We start from the raw sequence: 23,426 nt of genomic DNA, 5'->3' as shown, positions 1-23,426 counted from the left end.
CGCATAAAGCGTCGTTACGCTACCCTTTCACCGGCCACAGCCAGGCGGCACCGCGCACGCCGCTGGAGTCACCGTGCACCGCTTTCAGCACCGGCGTTTCGCACTCGCGGCCGAACACCCACTGTTTCATCAGCGTCGGCACCGTCTGGTACAGCCGATCGTTGTTGCTCATGCCGCCGCCGAGCACGATCACATCCGGATCGAGCAGGTTAACCACCTGCGCCAGCGATTTGGCCAGCCGCGTTTCATAACGGCTCATCGCCAGCTCGGCTACCGGATCCTGCTGTTCGATCAGCCGGATGATCTCCGCGCCCTTCAGCGCCTGTCCGCTGAGACGCTGATAATCAATGGCGAAGCCGGTGCCGGAGACAAACGTCTCAATACAGCCCTGCAGCCCGCAGTAGCACGGCACTTCCGCGCGATAGCGCAGTTCGTCTTCATCCATCCACGGCAGCGGATTGTGCCCCCACTCGCCTGCGTTACCGTTACCGCCAATGCGTGATTCTCCGTTGATGGCCACGCCTGCGCCGGAACCGGTGCCAATAATCACCGCGAACACCAGCGGCTGGCCTGCGCCTGCGCCATCGACCGCTTCGGAAACCGCCAGGCAATTCGCGTCGTTGGCGATGCGCACGTCACGATTCAGCGCACGCGCCAAATCTTTGTCCAGCGGCTGGCCGTTGAGCCACGTCGAGTTAGCATTTTTTACCCGCTGGGTATAAGGAGAAATCGTGCCGGGAATGCCGATGCCGACCGTCCCCTGCTGCCCGGTCTGCGCTTCCGCCAGCAGGACTAAATCGACAATCGCCTGCACCGTGGCCGCATAGTCGTCACGCGGGGTATTCACGCGGTGGCGGAACAGCTCCTCGCCCTGGTCAGACAGCGCAATCACTTCAATTTTGGTGCCGCCTAAATCAATACCGATACGCACGATTTATTCCTCATTATTCGTTCAGGTGACAGATACAGTAGAAGGCTGAATCGGGAAAGGCAATGAAACCACTCCGATGTTTCGCTATCATGCGCGCTGACTGTTTTAGACTTGTGCGCCCGATCGCACCCACGGTAAGGAATCCTGATGTTGTGGTTTAAAAATATGATGGTTTATCGTCTGAATCGGGACATCCCGCTGTCCGCAGACGATCTGGAAAAACAGCTCGACGCCTTCACCTTCACGCCGTGCGGCAGCCAGGACATGGCCAAAACCGGCTGGGTCTCGCCGATGGGAAACCGCAGCGAAGCGCTGACGCATGTGATTAACGGTCAGATAGTGATCTGCGCCCGCACCGAGCAGAAAATTCTGCCGTCGCCGGTGGTGAAGCAGGCGCTGGAAGCCAAAATTGAGAAGCTGGAAGCGGAACAGAGCCGCAAGCTGAAAAAGACCGAAAAGGATTCGCTGAAAGATGAAGTGCTGCACAGCCTGCTGCCGCGCGCCTTCAGCCGTTTCAGTCAGACCTTTATGTGGATCGACACCGTCAATAATCTGATCATCGTCGACTGCGCCAGCGCGAAGAAAGCGGAAGATACGCTGGCGCTGCTGCGTAAGAGCCTCGGCTCGCTGCCGGTGGTGCCGCTGACGCTGGAAAATCCGATCGAGTTGACGCTGACCGAATGGGTGCGCTCCGGTGAATTGCCGGCGGGTTTCACCCTGATGGACGAGGCTGAGCTGAAGGCGATACTGGAAGATGGCGGCGTGATCCGCTGTAAAAAACAGGATCTGGTTTCCGACGAGATCGCCACCCACATCGAAGCCGGTAAAGTGGTCACCAAACTGGCGCTCGACTGGCAGGAGCGTATTCAGCTGGTGATCGCCGATGATGCCTCGGTGAAGCGTCTGAAGTTCAGCGACACGCTGCGCGAGCAGAATGACGATATTGATCGCGATGATTTCGCCCAGCGTTTTGATGCCGATTTCATTCTGATGACCAGCGAGCTGGCGGCATTGATCAGCAATCTGGTGGAAGCGTTAGGCGGCGAAGCGCAGCGTTAAGCGGACATCGCAAGCTGGAAGGATAGTACGGGTGTGTTTAACGGTCGCCATGAATGGCGCCCCTGCAAATATGCTGATTCATACCTGTAGGGTCAGCATTTATGCTGACCGCAGCCCACACACCTCATGCTGGCGCATAAAAAAAACCGGTAACGCCGCACAGGCTTTACCGGTTGATAATGGATGCTGCTTTAACGCTTAAAGATAGCGGCACAGATAAGACGTTGGCTCCGCCACCTGCAGGTGGAATTCGCTGTGGCCCGGCACGTTAAATACCGATCCGGCTTCGTACCATTTCCACTCGGCTTCACCCGGCAGCAGCACTTTCAGCGCGCCGCTCACTACCGTCATCTCTTCCGGCTGGCCGGTACCAAAGGTGTATTCGCCTTCCGCCATCACGCCAACGCTGGCCCGGCCAATGGTCACGCTGTCGAAACCAATGGATTTCACTTTTCCGTCGAAATACTCACTTACGTTGAGCATGTTACTTCCTCACAGCACATTAGGGTTACCGGCAGATTACAAGGGAACTCGCTGATCTGTCACGCGAATTAGCGCCGCCCGTCGCAAGTTGTGATCGGCCTCGATCAGACGATCAGTTCAGCCGCCAGTTTCGCCACCAGCACATTCGACAGCAGCACCGGAATGCCCAGCATGTTCTGCAGGAAATCGCGGTGTTTCTGGTGATAACCGATACAGTCGAGCACCACCACATCAGCGCCCTGCTCCTGCAGGGTCAGTCCGGCTTCCATCAGTTCGCTCTGCTGCGCCAGGTACGGGCTGGCGACGGCAAAACAGGGCGAGCTTTGCAGGTTACGCCATTTGCTGGCCTGCTCAGCGATCTGCTCCTCAACCGGCACCACGATGCCGATTTTGTGCGCCTGTACGATGGCGCTGACCAGCGGCGGAATGATGCGATCCGGCTCCAGCAGCAGCGCCGACATGGTTTTTAGCGTGCCGAACTCACCGGTACACAGCAGCAGAATGGTGTCGTAACCCTGCTGCTCCAGCGCGGTAATTTTACGCTGCAGTCCCTGTTCGACGGTGGCCGCCGCCAGCCGTACCTGTTCGCCGCTGCTCATGCGCGAAACCAGCACTTTATCGCCCGGCGCGGGAGCGTATAACTGCTCCACTTCAGCCAGCGTCAGGCCATCCAGCAGACCGGCATGCGCGACGGCGTCGGCGGGCAAATGCTCCTGCAGCAGCGGCAAAATATCGCTACGCGGTGACTGGCCAATGGTTAAGGTTACAAGCGACGGTTTCATCATCAGGCTTTCCGGCTGCGCAGGTGGCTGAGGCTACCATACAAAGATAGCAGCAGCGCGTACTCCTGCGGGTCATAAAACTGGCAGGTCTCACGGCCAAACTCTTTGGCCACTTCCACCGCAAAGCGCACGGTCGCCGCGATGTCCACTTCATGGCTGGCGCCGGTGCCGCAGCCAGGCACCACGGATTGCGCACAAATCGCGACGCCCACTACTGGCACATCGGTGGCGGTGGACGGTTGCAGGATGCTGTTGAGGTGATACACGCCGTTGCCGTAAGGGGTGATGTCCTGCGTGGTGATCGGGAACGTCACCGCAGGCTGACCGCTGGTCATCTCCATAATGCGCAGCAGATCTTCCGACACGCGCAGGATGTAGCCCTCTTTCACCGTGGGTGATAGCGCATAGCCCTTATGGTTGAGGATGCGGTTTCCTTTAGTGGTATCGATAGAGAGAATCGCGTCGACGCCTTCAACCACTTCGTTGTCATTCATGGTGATGTCGTCGCACGGCGAATCCATGAAGTCCACCGGCTCGTGCGGCCGGGTCGGCGCATCCGGACAAATATGCGTGGTTACGATCACGTCGCCGGCCAGCACGTCGCCTTTGGTCTGCATCTGTGCCAGCTTCAGCGCGCTGCTCACCGCAGCAACCGCACCGTCGGCGTCGGACACCATGCCGATGCGCGTCGGGCGCGCACCGATGCCGCCGAGACGGCCAATGATCCCCAGCGTCGGCGCGCTGCCGCCCCGGCTTTTGCCCTGGGCGCCCGGAATGTCGATGCGCACAAAATCGGTGCGCCCTTTTGGCCCGCTGACGCGCTTAAAGCTGGCTTGCACGCCAGGATAGGCGGCGAACAGATCGACCACCTGCTGGCCATCCACGCAGGCGCTGTCGAGTAACTCAAAAACCTGTAGTGTCTGCTGTAAACTCATCGCTAAATCCCTGGATTATTTCTTACTGCTACTGGCAAAAAGTGAGTGGAAGAAGCTGTACAGCGCGTCGCCCGCAATGAATCCAGCGGCCATCACCTCCATCGGTGAACGTCCACGCTCGCCCCACACGCGCAGGATCAGGACACGTAACGCAATCCCGACCAGCACCGCCCAGCCTGCGGCGGCGTTGTTGATTAACAGACCGGTGGCTAACAGCACGCCGAGCTGGCGCTTAGGCCCGCCGATCAGCTGAATAATCGCTCCCGGAATCGCCCACATCAGCAGGCTACCGGCAATGCCCGGCTCCGCGCCGGCCTGAATGGTTTTGGCGTAAACGCGCGCCACCGGCGGCAGCAGATTATCGACAAAGAACAGGTTATGCGCATACCACACCACCGGGATTGCGATGACGAAAGCGATCATCGCGGCGATCAGCTGGATGCGGCGGCCCCACAGCTCCTGCTGCACATCGGCCCCGTTACCGCGCAGAATAAAGCCGGCCTTCAGGTCATAGCCCATATCAGCAAAGGCCGGACCGGTGGCCGCGGTGAAGCCGCACAGCAGGCACAGCGCCAGCGGCGGGAAACCGAGCAGAATGCCGAGGATCAGGGTGATCAGCGCTACCGCGAAGGCCGGGAACCAGCCCGAGTGCATGGCGGCGATGCCGACAATCAGCTCATGCACAAAGGCGGCAAAGGCCGCGTAGATAATAAACAGCAGCAGCATCGGCAGGCCCATTTCGCTCCATAGGCCGCCGCCCAGCGCCAGCAGTGCCGAGATCACGATATAGCCGACAGTCCCCAGGCCGAGCGCGCGTTTAACTTCGGTGTCGCTGCGGCTAACGTTGAGGTTGTCGTGACGGCGACTGCGAATCACCTGCACCACCTGAATCAGCGCCACCAGACCGGCTCCGACCATGACGCCGTGCGGAATGTACAGCGCGTTAATATCGATACCGGCAACCGGTTGCGCATAGGCACGCAGCAGGAAGCCGATGCCGAGCATGGTCAGCGCCCAGATATTGCCAATGAATGCCGTACCAAAGGCGGACATCGGGATTTTCAGCATCGAACCCGCGACGCCGCCCACGATTCCAGCCACCAGCAGCCACGCCTGCCGACCGCCCTTATCACCGGCTTTGATCGCTTCTGCCGCCGCCACGCCCGGTGGCCATGCATTGCTGGCCGGGAACACGCGCGTGTCGAACAGACGATACAGCAGCCACGCATCCAGCAGCATTGCCGCGCTGACGCCGACAAACAGCGGCAGCACCAGCTGCGGCTCACCCAGCGCCCACGGCACGGCAATCGGCATCAGCAGGCTGTTGGCAGCGCCGAAGGTGGCGGAAGAGATGGCGGTCTGTGCAAGGTTTTGCACTTCAACCGAACGGTAGCGGCGAAACCACTGCAGTGGAATGCGCGCCAGCAGCATGGCAAATAGCGCGCCGATAATAGAAGTATTGGGCGTTACCCCAATAGTTGTGATCAGCTGTACCCCAATGATGGCCCCTGCAACTGACAGCAGAACCAGCATCAGGCCCACGCCAATATTTTTTATTGGATTATCCAGACGCATATTATCCCCGTATTTTCACCCTGTAGAAAACGCGCAATGACATTGTGCCCGACACGCGGAACCTCAACGTTTTATTCATCGTTCCCTGATTATTGAAATAAGCAGGTCCGAAGACCTGCTATTTCCCCGGTGTGGCGCGAAGTATTACGCCTTGAAATCAAATTAGGGTTGTCCTGTTTTATTCAGGACGCTGCGCCGTATTTTTCGGCCATCAGTGCAGCCGTTGCGCGCAATTCGCTGAGCAGCGCTTCCGGATAACCCGGGGCCGCTTCCTGCGAAAGAAATGAGAGACACAATGCGGCACTTTCACCGCGGTGTTTATTGGTTACCGCTACGGCAAGCGAGCTAATGCCAGGCAGCGTTTCATTGCGGGCCAGTGCCCAGCCCTGCTGACGAATCAGCGCCAGCTCTTTGCACAGCGCATCGATATTCAGCGGTGAATTGATCGACGCGGTTTGCCAGTTATCGCTGAAGCGCGCGCGCACCTCGTCATCACTCAGCTGCGCTAACAGCACGCGGCCGGTCGACGTGCCGGTAACCGACACCCGTGTACCAGGCGGCGTCACCAGCTGGGTAAAGAAGCGACCGTGGTACATGCGCATCACCAGCACATCGTCACCGTCCAGCACCGAGATATAGCCCATGCAGCCGCTGCTGGCCGCCAGGCGCGCCATCGGCGCCGATGCGCTGTCAATCAGCGGTGTCGAAAGATAATGCCCGGCAACGGACAACAGCACGCGGCCAATCTGAAAACAGCGGCTGTCGGGATCGCGCTCCAGTAAACCTTCGCTTTCCATGGTCGCCAGCAGGCGCGACACGGTACTTTTCGGCAGCCCCAGCGCCTCCACCACCTCGGTAAAGGTCAGGCCGGGATGGCCCTGCGCCACGCCAAAGCGCTGAAACAGCTTAAGCACGGCGGCGGCATTTTCGAGTGTGGTCATGGCGCTGGTTTCACTATATGGAACTGAGTTCCTGTATCGATAACCCGAAAGTAAAACGCGACGGTTTATCGGTCAAGCGCAAATTTTGCACCGGACAAAACGCAGGCTATTTAAGGCAGCAGAAAATAAGGGCTAAAGGCAAAATAAAAAGACGTTATCAGGCAGGAGAGCGATTAAACAGAAAAGACGGCAGATTTTATCGCCGTAATTAGCGCATCAGGGAAAATAAAAAATCTATTTAGCGACCGGACGTAATTACGCTAAAGCGGGCATCCCTGCCCACCGGGATTATTCTTTTTCCACATCTTCATAGCGGTCTTTGGCATCCTGCGCTTCCGCTTCCGATTTATGTTCGCTAATTAAGGTATCCGGACGTGGATGGTCAGCCCGTAATTCATACCAGGTGACGGTATTGCCCGCCTGCCCTTTTTCAACGGCAACAATGCGCGCTTCTCGCGGATAGGGTGGTCTGGTTGGCATCGTTTTCCCTCTTATGTCAGGTTTCCACACAGACAGCGGTGATCCTCTGCCTGCTATTGAGTATAGACAATCGAGGATCGCTGTAAAAAAGAGGGAGAATTCTTAGGCAGTTAGCTGGCGCGGGCGAGAGACAGCGATTGCAGAATATGTTCCACCACCTGCTCCGGTGCCTGCATCGCGTTGACTTCATGGTGCGCAGCCTGACGATAGAGCTGCGCGCGTTCACGCAGGATATCTTCCATCTCTTCCGCGATAGGCCGGCCGGTCAGGGTCGGACGCTGTGCCGCTTCTGGCTGACGCTCCAGCCGATCGGCCAGCACGCCCGAGGGCGCGTTGAGCCAGATGACCTGGCCATGCTCGCGCATGAAGTGGCGATTGACATCAGCCAGCACCATGCCGCCGCCGGTGGCGATTACGCTGGCAGGTGCGGTAACCGCCCGCAGCGATTCACTTTCACGCGCGCGAAAGCTGTCCCAGCCTTCCGTTGCCACAATCTCTGCCACGCTACGCTGTGTGGTGAGCTGCAGGTGGTGGTCGGTGTCACGAAAGGCATAGCCCAGCGCTTGCGACAGCGCCTGGCCAATGGTGGTTTTACCGCAACCGCGTGCGCCGATCAGATAGATGGGTAATGACATCCGGGCTCATCCTCCGCCGTAGTCTGCCGCGCGGGCAACGTCATCAGGTCAATAATGCGTCGCATGATACCTGGATTTTATTTTATCAGCCAGCCGCGAAGCACGAATTACGCGTATTTCAGCGATAGCTAATGCCATTGTTTTGATTTTTAACGGGAAAACGATGCGCATTTCGTGCATCAGGCGATTTGTAAGCGCGGGGCAACATTTGCTTACCAGGCCGCTGATTTACTTTCTGTCACGCAGCCCGCATATACGCTTTATAGTTCAGGCAACGGACGTCCTGTTGGTCGCCTGAAGAACAACACGCTATGCCTAACCGGAGGTTCACCATGCAGAGCCAGGAACAACAACTTATTGAAAGCCTGTTCAGCCGTCTGAAACAGGCAGAAAGCCAGAGCGGCCCGCGTGATGCCGGTGCCGAACAGTTAATCAATCAGCATTTACAGAGCCAGCCCGGTGCGCCCTACTACATGGCGCAGGCGATCCTGATTCAGGAAGCGGCGATGAAAAAGCTCAACGCGCAGGTATCGGAGCTGGAGAGCCGTCTGGCGCAGGCGCAGCAGCAGGCCCCGCAGCAAAGCAGCGGCGGTTTCCTGTCGAGCCTGTTTGGCGGCGGTTCGCGCCCGGCGCAGCCGCAACAGCCGGCATGGAACAGCGCACCGCAACAGCCACAATATGCCGCACCGCCTCAGCAGCAGTATGCTGCACCGGCGCGCGGTACCGGTTTCCTGGGTGGCGCACTGCAAACGGCTGTCGGCGTGGCCGGCGGTGTGGTGATGGCGGACATGCTCACCAGCCTGTTCCACCACTCGCAGCCGGAAGAGATCGTCAATATCATCAACGAACCGGCGCTGCCGCAGGTGGATGATAATCTGGACACCTTCAACGGCAATGACAGCAACAATGCCTTCCTGAATGACAATTCAGGCTGGGACAACAACAGCTTTGCCGATAACAATGATTTCAACGATTTCGGCAGCGGCGGTGATTTTGACGACGACGACAGCTTCGTCTGATTAACGCTGACGTAACCATTTATCCAGTTCGTTAGCAAACTGCTGGCGGTCTCGTGGGCTTAATGCCGACGGGCCGCCGCTCTGAATGCCGCTGGCGCGCATCGTTTCCATAAAATCACGCATGGTCAGGCGCTGGCGAATGGTATCGCTGCTGTAGCGCTCGCCGCGCGGATTCAGCGCTGCCGCCCCTTTCTCCAGCACTTCTGCTGCCAGCGGAATATCGCCGGTAATCACCAGCTCGCCGGGTTGCACGCGTTTCACAATCTCGTTATCGGCCACATCAAAGCCGGCAGCCACCTGCAGCGTTTTCAGAAACGGCGACGGCGGTACGCGCAGCGGCTGGTTAGCGACGAAGGTCACGGTGACTTTGGTGCGCTCAGCGGCGCGATACAGCACCTCTTTGATGACATTGGGACACGCATCGGCATCCACCCAAATCGACATGTTTAATCCTTATTAACGGGCAATGCCTGCGATCTTGCCGCGCTGACCGCGAATGGCAAATGTTATTTGTGCGCGACTTGTTATTCACTGCCGCTGACGTAAGCTAACCCACTGAGAAAACCGAACCACGTAAAGGATAAAGCGATGCTGGAGAAGAAAATCGGGTTTGTCGGCTGCGGCAATATGGCGAAAGCCATCATCAGCGGCCTGGTGAACAGCGGGCAGATCGCCCCGGCCAATATCTGGGTGCACGATCGAAAACCCGACACCAACCAGGCGATGGCGCAGCAGTATGGCGTGACGGCGGCGGAAAGCGTCGAGAGTCTGGCACGTGAAGTGGACATTCTGTTTGGCGCGGTGAAACCCAACGTGATTCTCAAAGTGCTCAAGGATCTGGCCGGCCAGCTGAAGAAAGATGCGCTGGTGGTGTCGATTGCCGCAGGTGTGACGCTGGATTCGCTGGCGGCGGTGCTCGGTCACGATCGTAAAATCATCCGCGTGATGCCGAATACGCCGTCGCTGGTCAATGAAGGCATGACCTCTATTACGCCGAACGTGCTGGTGGAACCGCAGGAGGTGGACGAGGTGGTGACCATTTTTGAGAGCTTCGGCAAAGCGGCGGTGGTGAACGAGTATCTGATTCATGCCGTGGTGGGTGTCAGCGGCTCGGCACCGGCTTACGTGTTTATGTTTATCGAAGCGATGGCTGATGCCGCCGTGCTGGGCGGCATGCCGCGGGCGCAGGCTTACCAGTTTGCGGCGCAGGCGGTAAAAGGTTCCGCCCAGATGGTGCTGGAGACCGGCAAACATCCCGGCGAACTGAAAGATATGGTGTGCTCACCGGGCGGCACCACCATTGAAGCGGTAAAAGTGCTGGAAGAGAAAGGCTTCCGCGCTGCGGTGATGGGCGCGATGCAGCAGTGCATGGCGAAGTCCGAGGCGCTGAGTAAGCAGTGATGGTGCGGGTTTTCCCTCACCCTAACCCTCTCCCGCTTGCGGGAGAGGGGACTGTTGGGTGCTGGCTTCAGGATCAGCCCTGATACGCTTCAAACAGCGCCAGGCCTTGTTCCAGCGTTATTGGCTGCTGCATCTCGTGCACCAGCGCGGCGGTGAGCGTATACATGCCAGCTGAACACACTGCCGCAATCATGCCCTGCTGGCAGTAAAAAGCGATGAAGCGTTTGTCCTGCAGCGATCCCAGCAGGCGATAATCATCCCACTCCTCTGCATGCCCCAGATACTCATAGCGGGTGCCATAATGCGCAGTCCAGAAGAACGGCACGCGATCGTACATGATGCGTTTGCCCAGCATATTCAGCGCGGCAATGCGCCCCTGCTGATGCGCCACACGATAGTGCTCAATGCGCTGCACGCCGCGCGGCGTGAGATAGCTGGCAATATCCCCCGCGACCCAGATGTTTTCACTGACCCGCAGCTGACTGTCGGCCAGCAGGCTGCCATCCTTCTGTAAGGGCAGGTCGTGAATAAAATGGGTGGCCGGCACAATGCCGGTGGCAAACAGCACCTGGCTGGCTGGCACGGTTTTGCCACCTTTGAGCCGCACGCCACTCACTGCGCCTTCGCCGGTCAGCGCTTCCGGTTCACCCTCGACAAATTTCACGCCGTTGCTGCGGTGCAGCTCATAAAAATGACGGCCAATCTCTTCGCCGAACTGGCTGGCAAACGGCAGCAGATGACGCGCCACCACCGTGACATCTATGTCGCGGTTACGCAGCGCACCGGCCACTTCCATACCGATAAAACTGTTGCCGATAATCACCAGCTGCTGCGCCTCATCCACCTGCGAAATCAGCGTGTCGGCCTGGCGCAGTGAACGCAGCAGGTGCACGCCATCCAGATCCTTGCCCGGGATATCAAGCGGCTGCGGCACGCCGCCGGTCGCGATCAGCAACTGGTCAAACTTCACCTGCTGCCCGTCTTTCAGCACCAGCGTCTGCTCCTGCGCCTTCAGCTGCACCACCTCCCCCTGCAGCCACACCACCGGGCCCAGCACATCCTGTTTCAGCAGCTTTGGTACCTCATCGATGGCCATCTTGCCGGAAGGGACAAATTTACTCAGCGTGGTGCGATCGTAAGGTGCGTCGCTTTCACGCTCGATACGCACAATACGGCCGCTAAAGCCTTCATCGCGCAGCGTCCAGATCGCAGCACTGCCCGCCGCGCCAGAGCCGAGAATCACGCACACCGGCGCTTCACCCTGAGCTACCGGCGCACTGGCCGGCGACATCGCCTGCGGATTGATCAGCACCTGCCCCTGTTCAATGCGCACCGGATAGCGTTTGAGATTGGCCAGCGCCAGCGGCTCGCACATTTTGCCATCGCGCAGCTCAAATACCGCCTTATGCCACGGACACACCAGTTTGTCGCCGCACACTGCGCCCTGCTCCAGCGGCGCGCCCGCGTGCGGACATTTTGCCTGCAGCGCCTGCACGCGGTCGCCGTCGCGAATCAGCACCATATCCGTTTCGCCGACGGTCACTTTAGTGGGTTTACGCTGCGCCAGCGCCTTGAGTTCCACGACAGATTGATAGCTCACGGTTCGCCTCCTTCGGGGTTATTCGTCTGATACGACAATTCCTTACAAAGAGTAAGTGTGGCAAAGCGTGAGGATTTAGCAGGAGAAACAAAGCGAAACGGCGGTTAACTGACTGTTAAACCGCCGTTTTAAGCGGCACGAAAGGATCAGAAGAACACGCTGGGCACGATGATTAGCGCGAAAATCGCCACAATCAGTCCATGTTTGACCCAGTAATACAACCGGCGATTGCGTTTCTTCAGGTTCTGACCGGCATCGCGCAGCGCATAAACGTATTTGAAGATGCGGTTGAGGAAGCCGGTACGATCGTTTTCGTCGTTGGGCGATGCCGCTGCTGACATTAACGTCGAGCCCACCCAGTGATTGACCGCCTGTGCCCAGCGCCATTTCATTGGCCGCTCGATATCGCAAAACAGAATGATACGCGTCTGCTCGCTTTCATTCTGCGCCCAGTGCACGTAAGTTTCGTCGAAGATCACCGCCTGACCGTCGCGCCAGCTGTGGCGCTGACGATCCACTTCAATAAAGCAGCGATCGTCGTTGGGCGTTTGCAGCCCGAGGTGATAGCGCACCGAACCGGCATAAGGATCGCGGTGTTTGCCCAGATGGCTGCCCGGCGGCAGTTCAGCAAACATGGCCGCTTTAACGCCGGGAATGTTGCTCACCAGTTCGGTGGTTACCGGACAGAGTTCGCGCGCTGACGGATGCGCATCGCTATACCATTTTAAATAGAAGCGCTTCCAGCCACGCTTGAAGAAAGTATTAAATCCGGCATCGTTATGCGTCTGCGCCGCTTTAATGTGATCCTGCAGGCGAATAGCTTCATCGCGAATCACCTGCCAGTTATCGGTCAGCTGACGCAGCTCAGGAAAATCCTCAACCGGAAAATAGGGCTGTTTAGCCGGCAGTCGCGACAGCCCGGTCATAAACATATTGATCGGCGCCATAAAAGTGGAGTGATCAAATAACTGACGGGAAAACTTTTGCTTTTCCACGCCGCGTGAGTGGGCGTAAAGCACACTAATAATAAATACACCAATAATGATCGCAGCGACCATACAACAGGTTCCTTATGTTGCACGTAAAGCCGCTCTGGCCACGGTTAAGCGTCAGAGAGACTGGATGGGGAGAAATGGAATTTTATGTAAGGATTTTGTAAAGTTTTGGCAACGCGTGCCGTTTATGACAGAAAAAATACCTCGCGCGTTAACCCTGCGAGTGCGGACACCAAAAAGCGGCCCGCAGGCCGCCAGAGGTTTAAGCACTCTTCTTCAGACAGCTGCTCATAAAGGTTTTACGCGCATCGCCGCTGAGTTTTTTCTCTCCTGCTTCGCTATTACAGCTTTTCATTTTCATCTGCTGCGGCGTCATATTGCCCATTTTGCTGTCTTTCTTCAGGCATTCGCTCATAAAGCTTTTACGCGCATCGCCTTTCAGATTTTGCGCGCCTGCATGCTGATTACACAGCGTCATTTTTTCCTGCTGCGCGGTTTTCTCCGCCGCGCCCGCACCGCCAGCCAGCAGCAGGCCTGCTGCCATTATTGCCACAAGACACGATTTCATTGCCGGTTTCTCCGTGTGATTATTGCCTGTTAAGCATGGCACGGAATAAGCAAAGCGGAAAAAAATCTATGCGCGTACGGCGGGATTATTCGCGCGGGTGGTTGAGTAACTTTTCGACGTAATTGCGCAGCATCAGCGCGTCCGGATTTTCCTGCACGGAAGCGGCGGGCGGCATCGCGCGATCAATACCCGCCGCGATGTCGCTAACCTGGGCGGCATCCAGTCTGCGCAGCATGGCGGTGAGCACGATTTCCAGCGCCTCAACCTGGACCACTAATTCTTTAGACTCTTCTTCTTTTTCTGCCAGCTTAAGCAGGAGTTCCGCAATCAGGTTTTTCATGCGATGGACTCTGTCAGAATGGGAAAACAAAAATTAGCATTGGCAGGATTAAAACAACAAGAATTTTTGCCGGCCAGAGGAAAAATAATGGTTAGCCGAAGCGTAAAAAAAAGTGGCTGAAATTCAATATATAACGGCGAAACGTTTCACTGACAAAATACGCCGCAGATAAAACGTTTCGCATCGCTGCATTAATTATGCGCTGGCGCTAAATTAACGCGGCCCCTGATACCCATGGCCGGGACCGCCACCGCCAGGACCACCCCAACCTCCTCCTCCGCCGCCGCCCGGCGGCGGAAAAAGACAACCGCTTAACGCGGACACCAGCGCCACAACGGCAGCGAGCTTAACGATACGGATCATATTGACCTCAGGTTGCTGAAATTGCGCTGAGTGTATGAAGCGGCGGTTAACACGACAATACAGAATGCTCCGCAACCCGGCGCTATTCATGCCTGCTCACCACGCTTAACGTTTTAGTGGCAAGAAACCGCTAAAAAAGCCTCACAGACCGCGCAATACACCAGCTTAAGTTACAGCCAACGCTGTGCCGCAAACGTCAATACTGCTCGCTGTGCGCGCAGTAACAAAATTGCGCGCTGCGTCTTTACAGCTAACGCCATTTCACGCAATGTGAGCGCAATACAATTAATGAGATCTCACTATGACCTTAGCCGCTGTTTCTCTGAGTGAAGTGCTGGCGCGCCGTGACTGGGAAAACCCGGTTATCACCAGCCTGCATCGCCTGGACGCGCATCCACCCTTTGCCAGCTGGCGCGATGAAGTCAGCGCGCGCGATGGCCATCCCTCACCTGCGCAGCAGCGGCTGAATGGTCAGTGGGCCTTCAGCTATTTTACCGCGCCGGAAGCGGTGCCGCACAGCTGGCTGCTACAGGACTTACCGGACGCCGCAACGCTGCCGGTGCCTGCCAACTGGCAGTTGCACGGTTACGACGCGCCCATTTATACCAACGTGCAGTATCCCATTCCGGTCAATCCCCCTCTGGTGCCACGCGAGAACCCCACCGGATGTTATTCGCTCACATTTAAAGTTGATGACGGCTGGTTAAGCCAGGGGCAGACGCGCATCATCTTCGATGGTGTCAGCTCGGCCTTTCATTTGTGGTGCAACGGACAGTGGATGGGCTATTCGCAGGATAGCCGCTTACCCGCCGAATTTGATCTCAGCCACGCGCTGCAGCCGGGAAACAACCGTCTGGCGGTCATGGTGCTGCGCTGGAGCGACGGCAGCTATCTGGAAGATCAGGATATGTGGCGCATGAGCGGCATTTTCCGCGACGTGACGCTGCTGCACAAACCGGACACCCGCCTGAGCGATGTGCAGATCGAAACCGCACTCAGCCCGGAATATCTGCGCGGCGATTTACGGGTGAGTGTCAAAATCCATGCCGGCGCGCGCTCGCTCAGTCAGTGTCGGGTACGCGTCACGCTATGGCGCAACGGTGACTGCATCGCACAACACCAACAGCCGCCGGGCAGCGCCATCATTGATGAACGTGGCCACTATCCGGAACGTACCCTGCTGGTGTTGCAGGTGCTGCAACCGCTGTTGTGGAGCGCCGAAACGCCTCATCTCTACCGCGCGGTAGTCACGCTGCTTGATGATGCCGGCGAGGTGATTGAAGCCGAAGCTTATGATGTGGGTTTCCGTCGCGTCAGCATTGAGCACGGCCAGCTGTGCCTCAACGGTAAGCCGCTGCTGATACGCGGCGTTAATCGTCATGAGCATCATCCCGAACGCGGTCAGGTGGTGGATGAAGCCAGCATGCGTCAGGACATTGAACTGATGAAGCGCCACAACTTTAACGCGGTGCGCTGCGCTCACTATCCTAACCATCCGCTGTGGTATCGGCTGTGCGATGAGTACGGCCTGTACGTGGTTGACGAAGCCAATATCGAAACGCACGGCATGCAGCCGATGAACCGCCTCTCCGACGACCCGCGCTGGTTTGCCGCCTATAGCGAACGCGTAACGCGCATGGTGCAGCGCGATCGTAATCATGCCTGCATCATCATCTGGTCGCTGGGCAATGAGTCCGGCCACGGCAGCACGCACGATGCGCTGTACCGCTGGGTGAAAAGCAGCGATAGCACGCGCCCGGTACAGTATGAAGGCGGCGGTGCCAACACGGCGGCCACCGATATTCTGTGCCCGATGTATGCGCGCGTCGATCAGGACCAGCCCTTCCCGGCGGTGCCGAAGTGGTCACTGAAAAAATGGATCAGCCTGCCGGATGAAGCGCGTCCGCTGATCCTGTGTGAATACGCCCATGCGATGGGAAACAGCTTTGGTGGCTTTGCCAAATACTGGCAGGCATTTCGCCAGTTTCCGCGGCTGCAGGGTGGCTTCGTCTGGGACTGGGTCGATCAAAGCCTGACGCGCTATGACGAACACGGCCAGCCGTGGCAGGCGTACGGCGGCGATTTCGGTGACACGCCCAACGATCGCCAGTTCTGCATGAACGGGCTGGTGTTTGCCGATCGCACGCCGCATCCGGCGCTGTTTGAAGCACAGCGCGCCCAGCAGTTTTTCCGGTTTACGCGCGATCCCGGCGATGCGTATCGCGTGACCGTCACCAGCGAATATTTATTCCGCCGCAGCGACAACGAACGGCTGCGCTGGTGGATTGAGCAGGACGGTGTAACCCTCGCGCGCGGTGAATGGGTGCTGGATCTCGATGCCGAAGGCAGCCACACCTTTACCGTGCCCGCGCCTGAAGCGCTGCAGGGTGAAGCGTGGCTCAACCTCGCGGTGCATCAGATCGCCGCCACGCCCTGGTCTGAGGCGGATCATCGCGTGGCCTGGGATCAGTGGGCGCTGCCGGCCGCACTGCCGGTTACGTTGCCGCCGCTCAGCGCCTGCGCGCCCCAGCTGGAAACCAATCACAATCTGGTGTCGGTGGTGCTGCCCACGCAGCGCTGGCACTTCTGTCGCCGCAGCGGCGCGCTGCTGCAGTGGTGGGTGAACGATCGTGAAACCATGCTGACACCGCTGGAGGAGTGCTTTATTCGCGCACCGATCGATAATGATATCGGCACCAGCGAAGCTGCCAATATCGACCCTAACGCCTGGGTCGAGCGCTGGAAACGCGCGGGCTATGATCGGCTGCAAACAGAGCTGCTGGCGATGCAGGTCGACAGCCTGCAGCACGGCGTGCAGATTGAAACCTGGCATCGCGTACTGGGTGAGGGTCAGCATCTGTTTACCAGCCATAAGCGTTATGGCATCAGTGGCGATGGCGAACTGACTATCAGCGTCGATGTACAACAGGCCGCCGGTCTGCCGCCGCCCGCGCGCATCGGCCTGCGCTGCCAGCTGGCTCAGGTCCCGCACCAGGTGAGCTGGCTGGGACTGGGGCCTCATGAAAACTATCCGGATCGCCAGCTGGCGGCGCAGTTTTCACGCTGGCAGCTGCCGCTGGCGGCGCTCAGCACCGGCTACGTCTTTCCGGGTGAGAATGGCTTGCGCTGCGGCACGCGCCAGCTGGATAGCGGCAGCTGGCAGATCAGCGGCGACTTTGCCTTCTCGCTCAGCCGCCACAGCCTTGAGCAGCTGCGCGCCACCTCGCACCGCCATTTGCTGCAGGACGAACCCGGCTGCTGGCTGCATCTCGACGGCTTCCATATGGGCGTCGGCGGCGACGATTCGTGGAGCCCGAGCGTCAGCCCGGAGTTTTTGCTTTCTCAGCGGCGCTGGCACTATGCGCTGACGCTGCGTCAGCCGGTTTAGCGGCGGCCGCCGGGCTAAGGGGTTTCAGCTCGGTTTTTGGCCGGCGATAGAAGCGCTGCAGCAACAGCACATTGAGCAGGACGACGACCGCGGTAGCGAAGAATACCCAGCGGTAACCGGTGGCGGCAGAGACCGCTGCACCCAGCAGCGGTCCGGCGACGTTACCGAGGTACATGAACGACTGGTTATAACCAAAAATACGGCCGGTGACGTTATCGCGTGAATGACGCACCAGCAGGGTTTGCACCGCCGGCATCATCGCGCCATCGGCAAAGCCGAGCAGAAAGCGCAGGACGCCCAGCTGCGTGGCGCTGGTGACAAACGACATGGCAATCAGCAGCAGCAGCGAGGCGATCATGGTCGCCAGCAAAATACGCTGGGTACCGATGCGATCGCCGAGTTTGCCGAGACGCGGTGCGGCGATGAGTGCCGACACGCCGGGCAGCGCGGCAATCACACCACTGAGAAACGCGATATTCTGCGCATCCGGCGCCAGCTCACGCACGAACAGCGTCAGGATAGGATTCACCGAGCCGTTACACATCTGAATCACCATGGTGGTGACGAACAGGCAGAACATCAGGCGTGGATTATCGAGGCTGCGCATCACCTCACGCCCGCTCAGTTTGTCCTGCTTGCTCACCGGCGTGTAGCCGGTCTCCTTAATCAGAAACAGCGTCACCAGAAAGCTGACCATCAGCAGTACCGCGGTAACGATAAACACCATGCGCAGGCCCAGCCAGTCAGCCAGCAGACCGCCAATCATCGGCCCGAGGATCACGCCGCCAATTTGTCCGGTCGACACGCAGCTCAGCGCCCAGCCGCTGCGCTCACGCGGCACCTGCGCGGCCACCAGCGCCATGGCGTTGGGAATATAACCGGACGTCAGTCCCATCAGCGCGCGCAGCAGCAACAGCTGCCACGCCTGAGTGACAAACGCCTGCAGCAGAATCACCGCGCCCATGCCAAACGAAGCGCGCAGCAGCATCAGCTTGCGTCCTTTGCGATCGGCAAGGCTGCCCCACAGCGGCGCCACGGCGGCAGAAACAATAAAGGTGACACTGAAGGTCAGGCCTGACCAGATACTGAGTGCGTTGCCGCCACGGATACCCAGCTCTTCCACGTAAAGCGGCAGGAAAGGAATGATCTGACTAATGGCCAGGCCGGTAAAAAAGCAGCCAAACCAGACGGATATCAGATTGATCTTCCAGGATTCGATGGAGCGTAGCATGAGCGCAGATGTCAGAAAAAATGAAACGAGGGTTCAGTCTAACAACCTCGTAACATTACCGGACGGCAAAACATGGCATGAGGATGAAAACGCAGTTTTTCGCTGCCGGGCGTGATTCTGCTCACAGCAAATAGGGCGATGCCTCACTTTTGTAGTGTCTTTATGTGCGGTTACCTGGCATAAGGCCCGATAAGCGCATCGCGAAAGACGGCAAACGTGAAAAAATATGACGATTCGTTACTGACAATATTCCACACCGCATCTATGTTTAAAAAATCACCAGTTATCACTGGCGAGGCGCTGCCCGTCCTGGACAGTCCGCATGCTTAATTCAGGTTTTCAGTTGCTGCCCGTCGTGGGTGGCAGGCTTCGTTGTCTCTGCGGAGGTCGGCTATGAGAACGCACCATGACAGCGCCAGTCGGGCGATTACCGACTATTTCAACAGCCCCGCCTGGCACGCGCCGCACGAGAGCGATTTGCTGGCCGCCATCATGCGCGAGCTGATGGATGATGGCCAGCCCGCCACCAATAAAGCGGTAATTGCCCGCGTGATTACCCGGCTGGAAGTGGAAGGCGATGAACAGCGCCTGCAGAGTTACCGCAACCTGCTGGCGCAGCTGTTAGAAGCAGGGCCGCAAAAATAGCGGCCCCGGAGATTATTTCACCACCCGCAGCTGGTCGGCTTCGCTGACCACTGCTTTACCGCTCTGACGCTGATACAGGCACAGTTCCCGCCCCAGCTGATTTTTCATGTGCTTTTGCGGATAGCGGCCTTCGAGCAACAGCGCATCGTAGCCAACGCTGTCGTCGTACATGATCGGCTTGCCCACCACTTTCACCGCTTTCAGACCGCTGGCCTGCACACACGCCTGCTGCAGGTTTTTATCGTGTTGCTGCCATGCCGCCTCGCTTGAGGCCTGCGCCAGCGGGCTGAGTAGCAGCGTCAAACACAGCGTTCGGGTCAGGTATTTCATCGTCACTCCTGTAAGGTCAGTCTGTTATTGCTGCCTGTACGCCAGGCGTCGCAGAGCCGCGATTCATCGCGCGCTATGGCGGGGGCAATATGGCGCAGCAGGCAGGTTATAGCGAAAAAAATTCCCGCCGTAGCGGGAAGAAACAAGACGAGCATTGCATATTCGAGAGTGACGAGGAAATCTCCGTAATGCGCAGCTATCCTCGCCCGCCGCCGTGACAGCCCGATGACAATGCCGTGTCCGTTTGGTGTTACCCGCAGTAAACCCGGGAAATTTTCCCGTTCTGATCGCCGAGGAAATTCAGGCGGCGCAGATTGAAGTCCATGGTGGCGGCACCGTTCCACGGAATCGCGCGCACCGGTACGGCAAAGCGCTGGGTATCAAGCGCGCTCAGCGGCTGACCGAGGTAGTTCTGATACTGCGAGGCACCGCACTGGTCGGTTTCCGGATCGTGGCTGACGGCGTGACTGCTGTCAGTTTTACTGGCTGACTGACAGGCCGTTAAGGCGAGCATCGCCGTGAGCAGCAGCGCTTTTTCATAATGGTTCACAATTTTCTCCTCCTGGATAATGAACAAGCGGTTCCTGAGAGTAACAAAGCGTGCCGCCGATGCGAAAATTTTTCCAGCAGACTGGTCGCATTGCGTGACAAAAGGCGCGATTTTCTGCTCACATTTTCGGATTAATCGCACGCTGTGTCTAAAAATCACCCGCGCAGACGCTACAATTATCTAAGACTTTTCTGAGGAGATAATGATGGAACTGGCTATTTTTATCGGCTTCGCCATCGTGATGACCTTCGTGGCCGTCCGGGTGCGTTAAGCCTCGTTAATTTTCTCTCTGCCGTTGTGCACCAAACGGTGCCAGCGGCATCCTCCGCGCCAGATAAGTGATTCGGTTCCCTCTCCGCCTGCTCGTCAGCGATGAAAGCGCAAGCTACCATGCCGCGCATCGCCTGCGATGAGACGGTCGGTTAGCGCCGCGATTGTGGCGTATCTGAACCGGCGAAAATCTCCGCAAACGCACCTCGACAGCACCGATCGCCGTTGCTACTATGCGTCTTCCTCTGCCCGCTGAGTCGCCTATGGACACCCAATCCGACAAAGTTACGTTGACCCTGTTTTACGTGGGTAGCTTTGTGGTTTATTACCTCGTGACCATGCTGATTACGCTGTTTCCCAATTACGGGACGCTGCGCAATAACGGCTTGCTGGTGCCAGTGCTGTGCCTGTTTGAATTTGCCGTGATTTATCCCCTGTACCGTTTCTACTGCCAGCGCCGCAGCGACATTCCCCTGGGCTTTCTGCGTCCCGGCCAGGCACTGCTGTTTATCGGCGCGCTGTTTGTACTGATGGTGGCGCAGACGCAGTTCCTGCAGCCGGAAGGCTGGCTGATTGAACAGAGCCAGCAGGGACGCAGCTCAATGCTGATTCTGCTGCTCACCGCCGTGTTGCTGGCGCCGGTGTTTGAAGAGGTGCTGTTCCGCGGCTTCCTGCTGCAGGCGTTTTTGCTGTGGGCGCCCAAAAGCCGTTTTGCCTGCATGTTGCTCACTTCGCTGCTGTTCGCTGCGTTACACACGCAGTACGTGCACTGGGAAACCATCGTTGCGCTGACGCTGTTCTCACTGCTGCTGTGCTACGCGCGTCTGCGCAGCAACAGCCTGGCGTTGCCGATTTTTCTGCATACGCTGAATAACCTGATCGCCATCCTGCCCGCCTGGTTCTACGCCTGATCCCTCTCACTGTTTGCTAACGATGCCATTAATTTCCCTGCATTTTCAGGTACTATCGCTTTTTAGCCTGCAGGAATGATGGTCGAAGCGCTGATGATTACTATGCTGGATGTGGCCCGCAAAGCGGGCGTTTCTAAAGCCACCGTGTCGCGCGTGCTGGCGGGCAACCGCTATGTGAGCAAATCCACGCAGCAGAAAGTGTTTCAGGCGATAGAGGAAACAGGCTACCGCCCGAATCTGCTGGCGCGCAGTCTGGCGACGCAAAAATCGCAGAATATCGGCCTGATCGTCACCCATTCGCTGTTTAACGGCCCCTATTTCAGCGAGCTGCTGTACCAGACGGCCACGCTGACCAATAACTATGGCCGCCAGCTGATCCTCGCCGATGGCAAAACCAGCGCTGACGATGAGCGCGCGGCAATCGAGTTTCTGCTCGATCTGCGCTGCGACGCCATCATTATCTACCCGCGTTTTCTCGACACCGCCGCGCTGGAAGCGATCATCGACCAGCACGATATCCCAATCATGGTGGTTAACCGCCGTCTGACGCAGCACGCGGCGAACTGCGTCTGGGCTTCGCACCAGCAAAATACCCGTGATGCGGTGAACTACCTGATTGCGCGCGGTCACCATGACATTGCGTTTATCACCGGACTGGCGGGATCGCCCACCGCCGCCGCGCGTCTGGCTGGCTATCAGCAGGCGCTGGCCGACCATCAGCTGCCGTATGACGCGGCGCGCGTACTGCCGGGCGCGTGGACGCCGGAGAGCGGTCAGGCGGCGGCACGCCAGCTGCTGAGTGCCGGCGTACCGTTCAGCGCGCTGATGGCCAGCAATGACGATATGGCGATTGGTGCCGCGCTGGCGCTGAATGCGGCGGGCAAACGGCTGCCGCAGGATGTATCGCTGATGGGCTTTGATGATATTCGCATGGCCGAATTTTTCCTGCCGCCGCTCACGACGGTTCATGTGCCGGTGGCGGAGATGATTCAGCACACGCTGGCGCAGCTGGTGGCGATGCTGGAGGGCGAAGCGATTGCGCCTTTGCCGCCGTTCAGCGGACGGCTGATTGAGCGCGCTTCCGTGGCCGATGGACCGTTTCGCTGCTCATAACGCCTCGCCGGCATCCTGCGTGACCAGCCACTGCTCCAGCTGCTGTAGCGTAGCAGCCTTAACGCTCTCCTGCGGGCGCACCAGGTAATAGGTGTGCCGGCCACAGTCCAGCTGGTAATCCTCCATGGCGATCAGCGTGCCCGCCTTCAGCTCCGCTTCCACCAGCACGCGCTGCGCCAGCGCAATCCCCTGCCCTTCAATAGCGGCCTGATAGGCCAGCGCCGAACTTTCCATCTGCCGCCGGTGCGGCAGCGCGTCCATTTCCACGCCAAATGCTTCGCACCAGCGCTGCCAGTCATCAGGACGTCCGCGCACCAGCAGCAGGGTATGCTGCGCCAACCCGGCCAGATGCATGCTGGCGCGCCGGTCAGCCGTCGGACGACACACCGGCACCAGCACGTTTTTCACCAGCGGCGTGACGTGCTGCTGCGGCCACGTACCGTCACCAAGCCGAATCGCCGCGTCGCAATCCACCGTATCGTCCCATTCCGACGCGGTCGTCAGGCGCACGTCAATCGCCGGATGCGCCAGCTGAAACAGTGCCAGCCGCGGAATAAGCCAGCGGGTGGCGAAGGTGGTGAAGGAGTGCAGCCGGATGACCGTGCGGCCGGCATTGCGCTGCAGCGTGGCGCTCGCCTGGCGAATACCGTCGAGGTGCTGGCTGATTTGCAGAAAATAGGCATTGCCGGGCAGCGTCAGTACCAGCCCGCGCCCCTGACGCTGAAACAGCGCCGTGCCAAAGTACTCTTCCAGCAGACGAATCTGACGACTCACCGCGCCTGGCGTCACCGACAGGCCATCAGCCGCTGCCCGCACGCTGCCGCTACGGGCGACATATTCAAACGCCAGCAAGGCATTCAGGGGTGGCAAATCACGCATCA

General features: G+C 58.4%; 24 protein-coding genes. 7 read left to right on the top strand and 17 right to left on the bottom strand.

Features of this window, described 5'->3' with window-relative positions; all coding sequences use genetic code 11:
• Window positions 1–19 precede the first annotated feature (19 nt).
• Window positions 20–931, bottom strand: a complete 912-nt coding sequence (mak, locus tag F3J41_RS00540; protein ID WP_021507130.1) for a fructokinase — start codon at window positions 929–931, stop codon at window positions 20–22.
• A gap of 147 nt (window positions 932–1,078) precedes the next feature.
• Between mak and rdgC the strand changes: the two genes are divergently transcribed.
• The gene (gene rdgC / locus F3J41_RS00535; protein WP_021507129.1) at window positions 1,079–1,990 is read left to right on the top strand and encodes a recombination-associated protein RdgC; all 912 of its coding nucleotides are present in this window, start codon (window positions 1,079–1,081) and stop codon (window positions 1,988–1,990) included.
• Between the two features lie 198 nt (window positions 1,991–2,188).
• On the opposite strand, the gene ppnP is transcribed toward rdgC, so the two are convergent.
• The 7 genes from ppnP to aroL form a co-directional block, all read right to left on the bottom strand.
• Entirely contained in the window at window positions 2,189–2,473 is a 285-nt protein-coding gene (gene ppnP, locus F3J41_RS00530) for a pyrimidine/purine nucleoside phosphorylase (protein ID WP_010616577.1), read from the bottom strand.
• Window positions 2,474–2,577: 104 nt separating this feature from the next.
• Window positions 2,578–3,255, bottom strand: a complete 678-nt coding sequence (locus F3J41_RS00525) for an AroM family protein (RefSeq protein WP_166710230.1) — start codon at window positions 3,253–3,255, stop codon at window positions 2,578–2,580.
• Window positions 3,256–3,257: 2 nt separating this feature from the next.
• Entirely contained in the window at window positions 3,258–4,190 is a 933-nt protein-coding gene (locus F3J41_RS00520; protein WP_166709669.1) for a DUF1177 domain-containing protein, read from the bottom strand.
• Window positions 4,191–4,205: 15 nt separating this feature from the next.
• Entirely contained in the window at window positions 4,206–5,765 is a 1,560-nt protein-coding gene (locus F3J41_RS00515) for an OPT/YSL family transporter (RefSeq protein WP_058775204.1), read from the bottom strand.
• Window positions 5,766–5,947: 182 nt separating this feature from the next.
• Window positions 5,948–6,706 (bottom strand): IclR family transcriptional regulator, encoded by a 759-nt coding sequence (locus F3J41_RS00510; protein ID WP_058757986.1) that lies wholly within the window; start codon window positions 6,704–6,706, stop codon window positions 5,948–5,950.
• 288 nt (window positions 6,707–6,994) lie between these two features.
• Window positions 6,995–7,186, bottom strand: coding sequence for a YaiA family protein (locus F3J41_RS00505; RefSeq protein ID WP_021507229.1), 192 nt, complete (start codon window positions 7,184–7,186; stop codon window positions 6,995–6,997).
• A 110-nt stretch (window positions 7,187–7,296) separates the two neighbouring features.
• On the bottom strand, window positions 7,297–7,821 hold the full coding sequence (gene aroL, locus F3J41_RS00500; protein WP_021507230.1) for a shikimate kinase AroL: 525 nt from the start codon (window positions 7,819–7,821) through the stop codon (window positions 7,297–7,299).
• Between the two features lie 332 nt (window positions 7,822–8,153).
• Between aroL and F3J41_RS00495 the strand changes: the two genes are divergently transcribed.
• Window positions 8,154–8,840 (top strand): DUF2076 domain-containing protein, encoded by a 687-nt coding sequence (locus tag F3J41_RS00495; RefSeq protein WP_058775202.1) that lies wholly within the window; start codon window positions 8,154–8,156, stop codon window positions 8,838–8,840.
• On the opposite strand, the gene F3J41_RS00490 is transcribed toward F3J41_RS00495, so the two are convergent.
• Window positions 8,841–9,284 (bottom strand): YaiI/YqxD family protein, encoded by a 444-nt coding sequence (locus tag F3J41_RS00490; RefSeq protein WP_010616571.1) that lies wholly within the window; start codon window positions 9,282–9,284, stop codon window positions 8,841–8,843.
• Between the two features lie 144 nt (window positions 9,285–9,428).
• Here F3J41_RS00490 and proC point away from each other — a divergent pair, with 144 nt between their 5' ends.
• On the top strand, window positions 9,429–10,241 hold the full coding sequence (gene proC / locus F3J41_RS00485; protein WP_021507232.1) for a pyrroline-5-carboxylate reductase: 813 nt from the start codon (window positions 9,429–9,431) through the stop codon (window positions 10,239–10,241).
• A gap of 73 nt (window positions 10,242–10,314) precedes the next feature.
• Here the strand turns inward: proC and F3J41_RS00480 are convergent, their stop codons facing one another.
• From F3J41_RS00480 to iraP, 4 genes are all read right to left on the bottom strand, one after another.
• The gene (locus F3J41_RS00480) at window positions 10,315–11,841 is read right to left on the bottom strand and encodes an FAD-dependent oxidoreductase (protein WP_166709667.1); all 1,527 of its coding nucleotides are present in this window, start codon (window positions 11,839–11,841) and stop codon (window positions 10,315–10,317) included.
• Between the two features lie 146 nt (window positions 11,842–11,987).
• Window positions 11,988–12,899: a lipid A hydroxylase LpxO gene (gene lpxO / locus F3J41_RS00475; protein WP_021507234.1), complete on the bottom strand. Its 912-nt coding sequence runs from the start codon at window positions 12,897–12,899 to the stop codon at window positions 11,988–11,990.
• Window positions 12,900–13,098: 199 nt separating this feature from the next.
• Window positions 13,099–13,404 (bottom strand): PsiF family protein, encoded by a 306-nt coding sequence (locus F3J41_RS00470; RefSeq protein ID WP_058757988.1) that lies wholly within the window; start codon window positions 13,402–13,404, stop codon window positions 13,099–13,101.
• An 85-nt stretch (window positions 13,405–13,489) separates the two neighbouring features.
• Window positions 13,490–13,744 carry an anti-adapter protein IraP gene (gene iraP / locus F3J41_RS00465; RefSeq protein ID WP_021507236.1) on the bottom strand — a complete coding sequence of 85 codons (255 nt, stop codon included), beginning with the start codon at window positions 13,742–13,744 and terminating at the stop codon, window positions 13,490–13,492.
• Between the two features lie 664 nt (window positions 13,745–14,408).
• On the opposite strand from iraP, the gene F3J41_RS00460 reads away from it, so the two are divergent.
• Window positions 14,409–17,495 (top strand): beta-galactosidase, encoded by a 3,087-nt coding sequence (locus tag F3J41_RS00460; RefSeq protein ID WP_166709665.1) that lies wholly within the window; start codon window positions 14,409–14,411, stop codon window positions 17,493–17,495.
• Here F3J41_RS00460 and F3J41_RS00455 read toward each other — a convergent pair.
• Complete coding sequence (locus F3J41_RS00455) at window positions 17,428–18,726, bottom strand: multidrug efflux MFS transporter (RefSeq protein WP_058757990.1); 1,299 nt, start codon at window positions 18,724–18,726, stop codon at window positions 17,428–17,430. The two genes, F3J41_RS00460 and F3J41_RS00455, sit on opposite strands and share 68 nt — an antisense overlap.
• Window positions 18,727–19,119: 393 nt before the next feature.
• On the opposite strand from F3J41_RS00455, the gene F3J41_RS00450 reads away from it, so the two are divergent.
• Window positions 19,120–19,371 carry a biofilm development regulator YmgB/AriR family protein gene (locus F3J41_RS00450; RefSeq protein WP_021313231.1) on the top strand — a complete coding sequence of 84 codons (252 nt, stop codon included), beginning with the start codon at window positions 19,120–19,122 and terminating at the stop codon, window positions 19,369–19,371.
• Window positions 19,372–19,383: 12 nt separating this feature from the next.
• On the opposite strand, the gene F3J41_RS00445 is transcribed toward F3J41_RS00450, so the two are convergent.
• Window positions 19,384–19,701: a hypothetical protein gene (locus F3J41_RS00445; protein ID WP_021507239.1), complete on the bottom strand. Its 318-nt coding sequence runs from the start codon at window positions 19,699–19,701 to the stop codon at window positions 19,384–19,386.
• A gap of 250 nt (window positions 19,702–19,951) precedes the next feature.
• The gene (locus tag F3J41_RS00440; protein WP_166709663.1) at window positions 19,952–20,251 is read right to left on the bottom strand and encodes an I78 family peptidase inhibitor; all 300 of its coding nucleotides are present in this window, start codon (window positions 20,249–20,251) and stop codon (window positions 19,952–19,954) included.
• A gap of 533 nt (window positions 20,252–20,784) precedes the next feature.
• Between F3J41_RS00440 and F3J41_RS00435 the strand changes: the two genes are divergently transcribed.
• Window positions 20,785–21,432, top strand: coding sequence for a CPBP family intramembrane glutamic endopeptidase (locus tag F3J41_RS00435; protein WP_021507241.1), 648 nt, complete (start codon window positions 20,785–20,787; stop codon window positions 21,430–21,432).
• A gap of 93 nt (window positions 21,433–21,525) precedes the next feature.
• On the top strand, window positions 21,526–22,545 hold the full coding sequence (locus tag F3J41_RS00430) for a LacI family DNA-binding transcriptional regulator (RefSeq protein ID WP_166710228.1): 1,020 nt from the start codon (window positions 21,526–21,528) through the stop codon (window positions 22,543–22,545).
• Here the strand turns inward: F3J41_RS00430 and F3J41_RS00425 are convergent.
• On the bottom strand, window positions 22,540–23,424 hold the full coding sequence (locus F3J41_RS00425) for a LysR substrate-binding domain-containing protein (protein WP_166709662.1): 885 nt from the start codon (window positions 23,422–23,424) through the stop codon (window positions 22,540–22,542). The genes F3J41_RS00430 and F3J41_RS00425 overlap by 6 nt on opposite strands.
• Window positions 23,425–23,426: the final 2 nt, after the last annotated feature.

The sequence above is a fragment of the Pantoea sp. Ap-870 genome, from assembly GCF_011752515.1.
Lineage (GTDB): Bacteria > Pseudomonadota > Gammaproteobacteria > Enterobacterales > Enterobacteriaceae > Pantoea > Pantoea dispersa.
The sequence above is the reverse complement of the archived record's forward strand: the minus strand, read 5'-3'. Positions and strand labels throughout refer to the sequence as shown.

Coding starts and splice junctions, on each gene's coding strand:
- F3J41_RS00525 (WP_166710230.1), bottom strand. CDS start 3,255: ATGAAACCGTCGCTTGTAACCTTAACCATTGGCCAGTCACCGCGTAGC.
- aroL (WP_021507230.1), bottom strand. CDS start 7,821: ATGTCATTACCCATCTATCTGATCGGCGCACGCGGTTGCGGTAAAACC.
- F3J41_RS00470 (WP_058757988.1), bottom strand. CDS start 13,404: ATGAAATCGTGTCTTGTGGCAATAATGGCAGCAGGCCTGCTGCTGGCT.
- F3J41_RS00445 (WP_021507239.1), bottom strand. CDS start 19,701: ATGAAATACCTGACCCGAACGCTGTGTTTGACGCTGCTACTCAGCCCG.
- F3J41_RS00430 (WP_166710228.1), top strand. CDS start 21,526: ATGATTACTATGCTGGATGTGGCCCGCAAAGCGGGCGTTTCTAAAGCC.
- F3J41_RS00425 (WP_166709662.1), bottom strand. CDS start 23,424: ATGCGTGATTTGCCACCCCTGAATGCCTTGCTGGCGTTTGAATATGTC.
- F3J41_RS00435 (WP_021507241.1), top strand. CDS start 20,785: ATGGACACCCAATCCGACAAAGTTACGTTGACCCTGTTTTACGTGGGT.
- lpxO (WP_021507234.1), bottom strand. CDS start 12,899: ATGGTCGCTGCGATCATTATTGGTGTATTTATTATTAGTGTGCTTTAC.
- F3J41_RS00495 (WP_058775202.1), top strand. CDS start 8,154: ATGCAGAGCCAGGAACAACAACTTATTGAAAGCCTGTTCAGCCGTCTG.
- proC (WP_021507232.1), top strand. CDS start 9,429: ATGCTGGAGAAGAAAATCGGGTTTGTCGGCTGCGGCAATATGGCGAAA.
- F3J41_RS00455 (WP_058757990.1), bottom strand. CDS start 18,726: ATGCTACGCTCCATCGAATCCTGGAAGATCAATCTGATATCCGTCTGG.
- F3J41_RS00490 (WP_010616571.1), bottom strand. CDS start 9,284: ATGTCGATTTGGGTGGATGCCGATGCGTGTCCCAATGTCATCAAAGAG.
- F3J41_RS00510 (WP_058757986.1), bottom strand. CDS start 6,706: ATGACCACACTCGAAAATGCCGCCGCCGTGCTTAAGCTGTTTCAGCGC.
- F3J41_RS00520 (WP_166709669.1), bottom strand. CDS start 4,190: ATGAGTTTACAGCAGACACTACAGGTTTTTGAGTTACTCGACAGCGCC.
- F3J41_RS00515 (WP_058775204.1), bottom strand. CDS start 5,765: ATGCGTCTGGATAATCCAATAAAAAATATTGGCGTGGGCCTGATGCTG.
- ppnP (WP_010616577.1), bottom strand. CDS start 2,473: ATGCTCAACGTAAGTGAGTATTTCGACGGAAAAGTGAAATCCATTGGT.
- F3J41_RS00460 (WP_166709665.1), top strand. CDS start 14,409: ATGACCTTAGCCGCTGTTTCTCTGAGTGAAGTGCTGGCGCGCCGTGAC.
- F3J41_RS00450 (WP_021313231.1), top strand. CDS start 19,120: ATGAGAACGCACCATGACAGCGCCAGTCGGGCGATTACCGACTATTTC.
- rdgC (WP_021507129.1), top strand. CDS start 1,079: ATGTTGTGGTTTAAAAATATGATGGTTTATCGTCTGAATCGGGACATC.
- F3J41_RS00505 (WP_021507229.1), bottom strand. CDS start 7,186: ATGCCAACCAGACCACCCTATCCGCGAGAAGCGCGCATTGTTGCCGTT.
- iraP (WP_021507236.1), bottom strand. CDS start 13,744: ATGAAAAACCTGATTGCGGAACTCCTGCTTAAGCTGGCAGAAAAAGAA.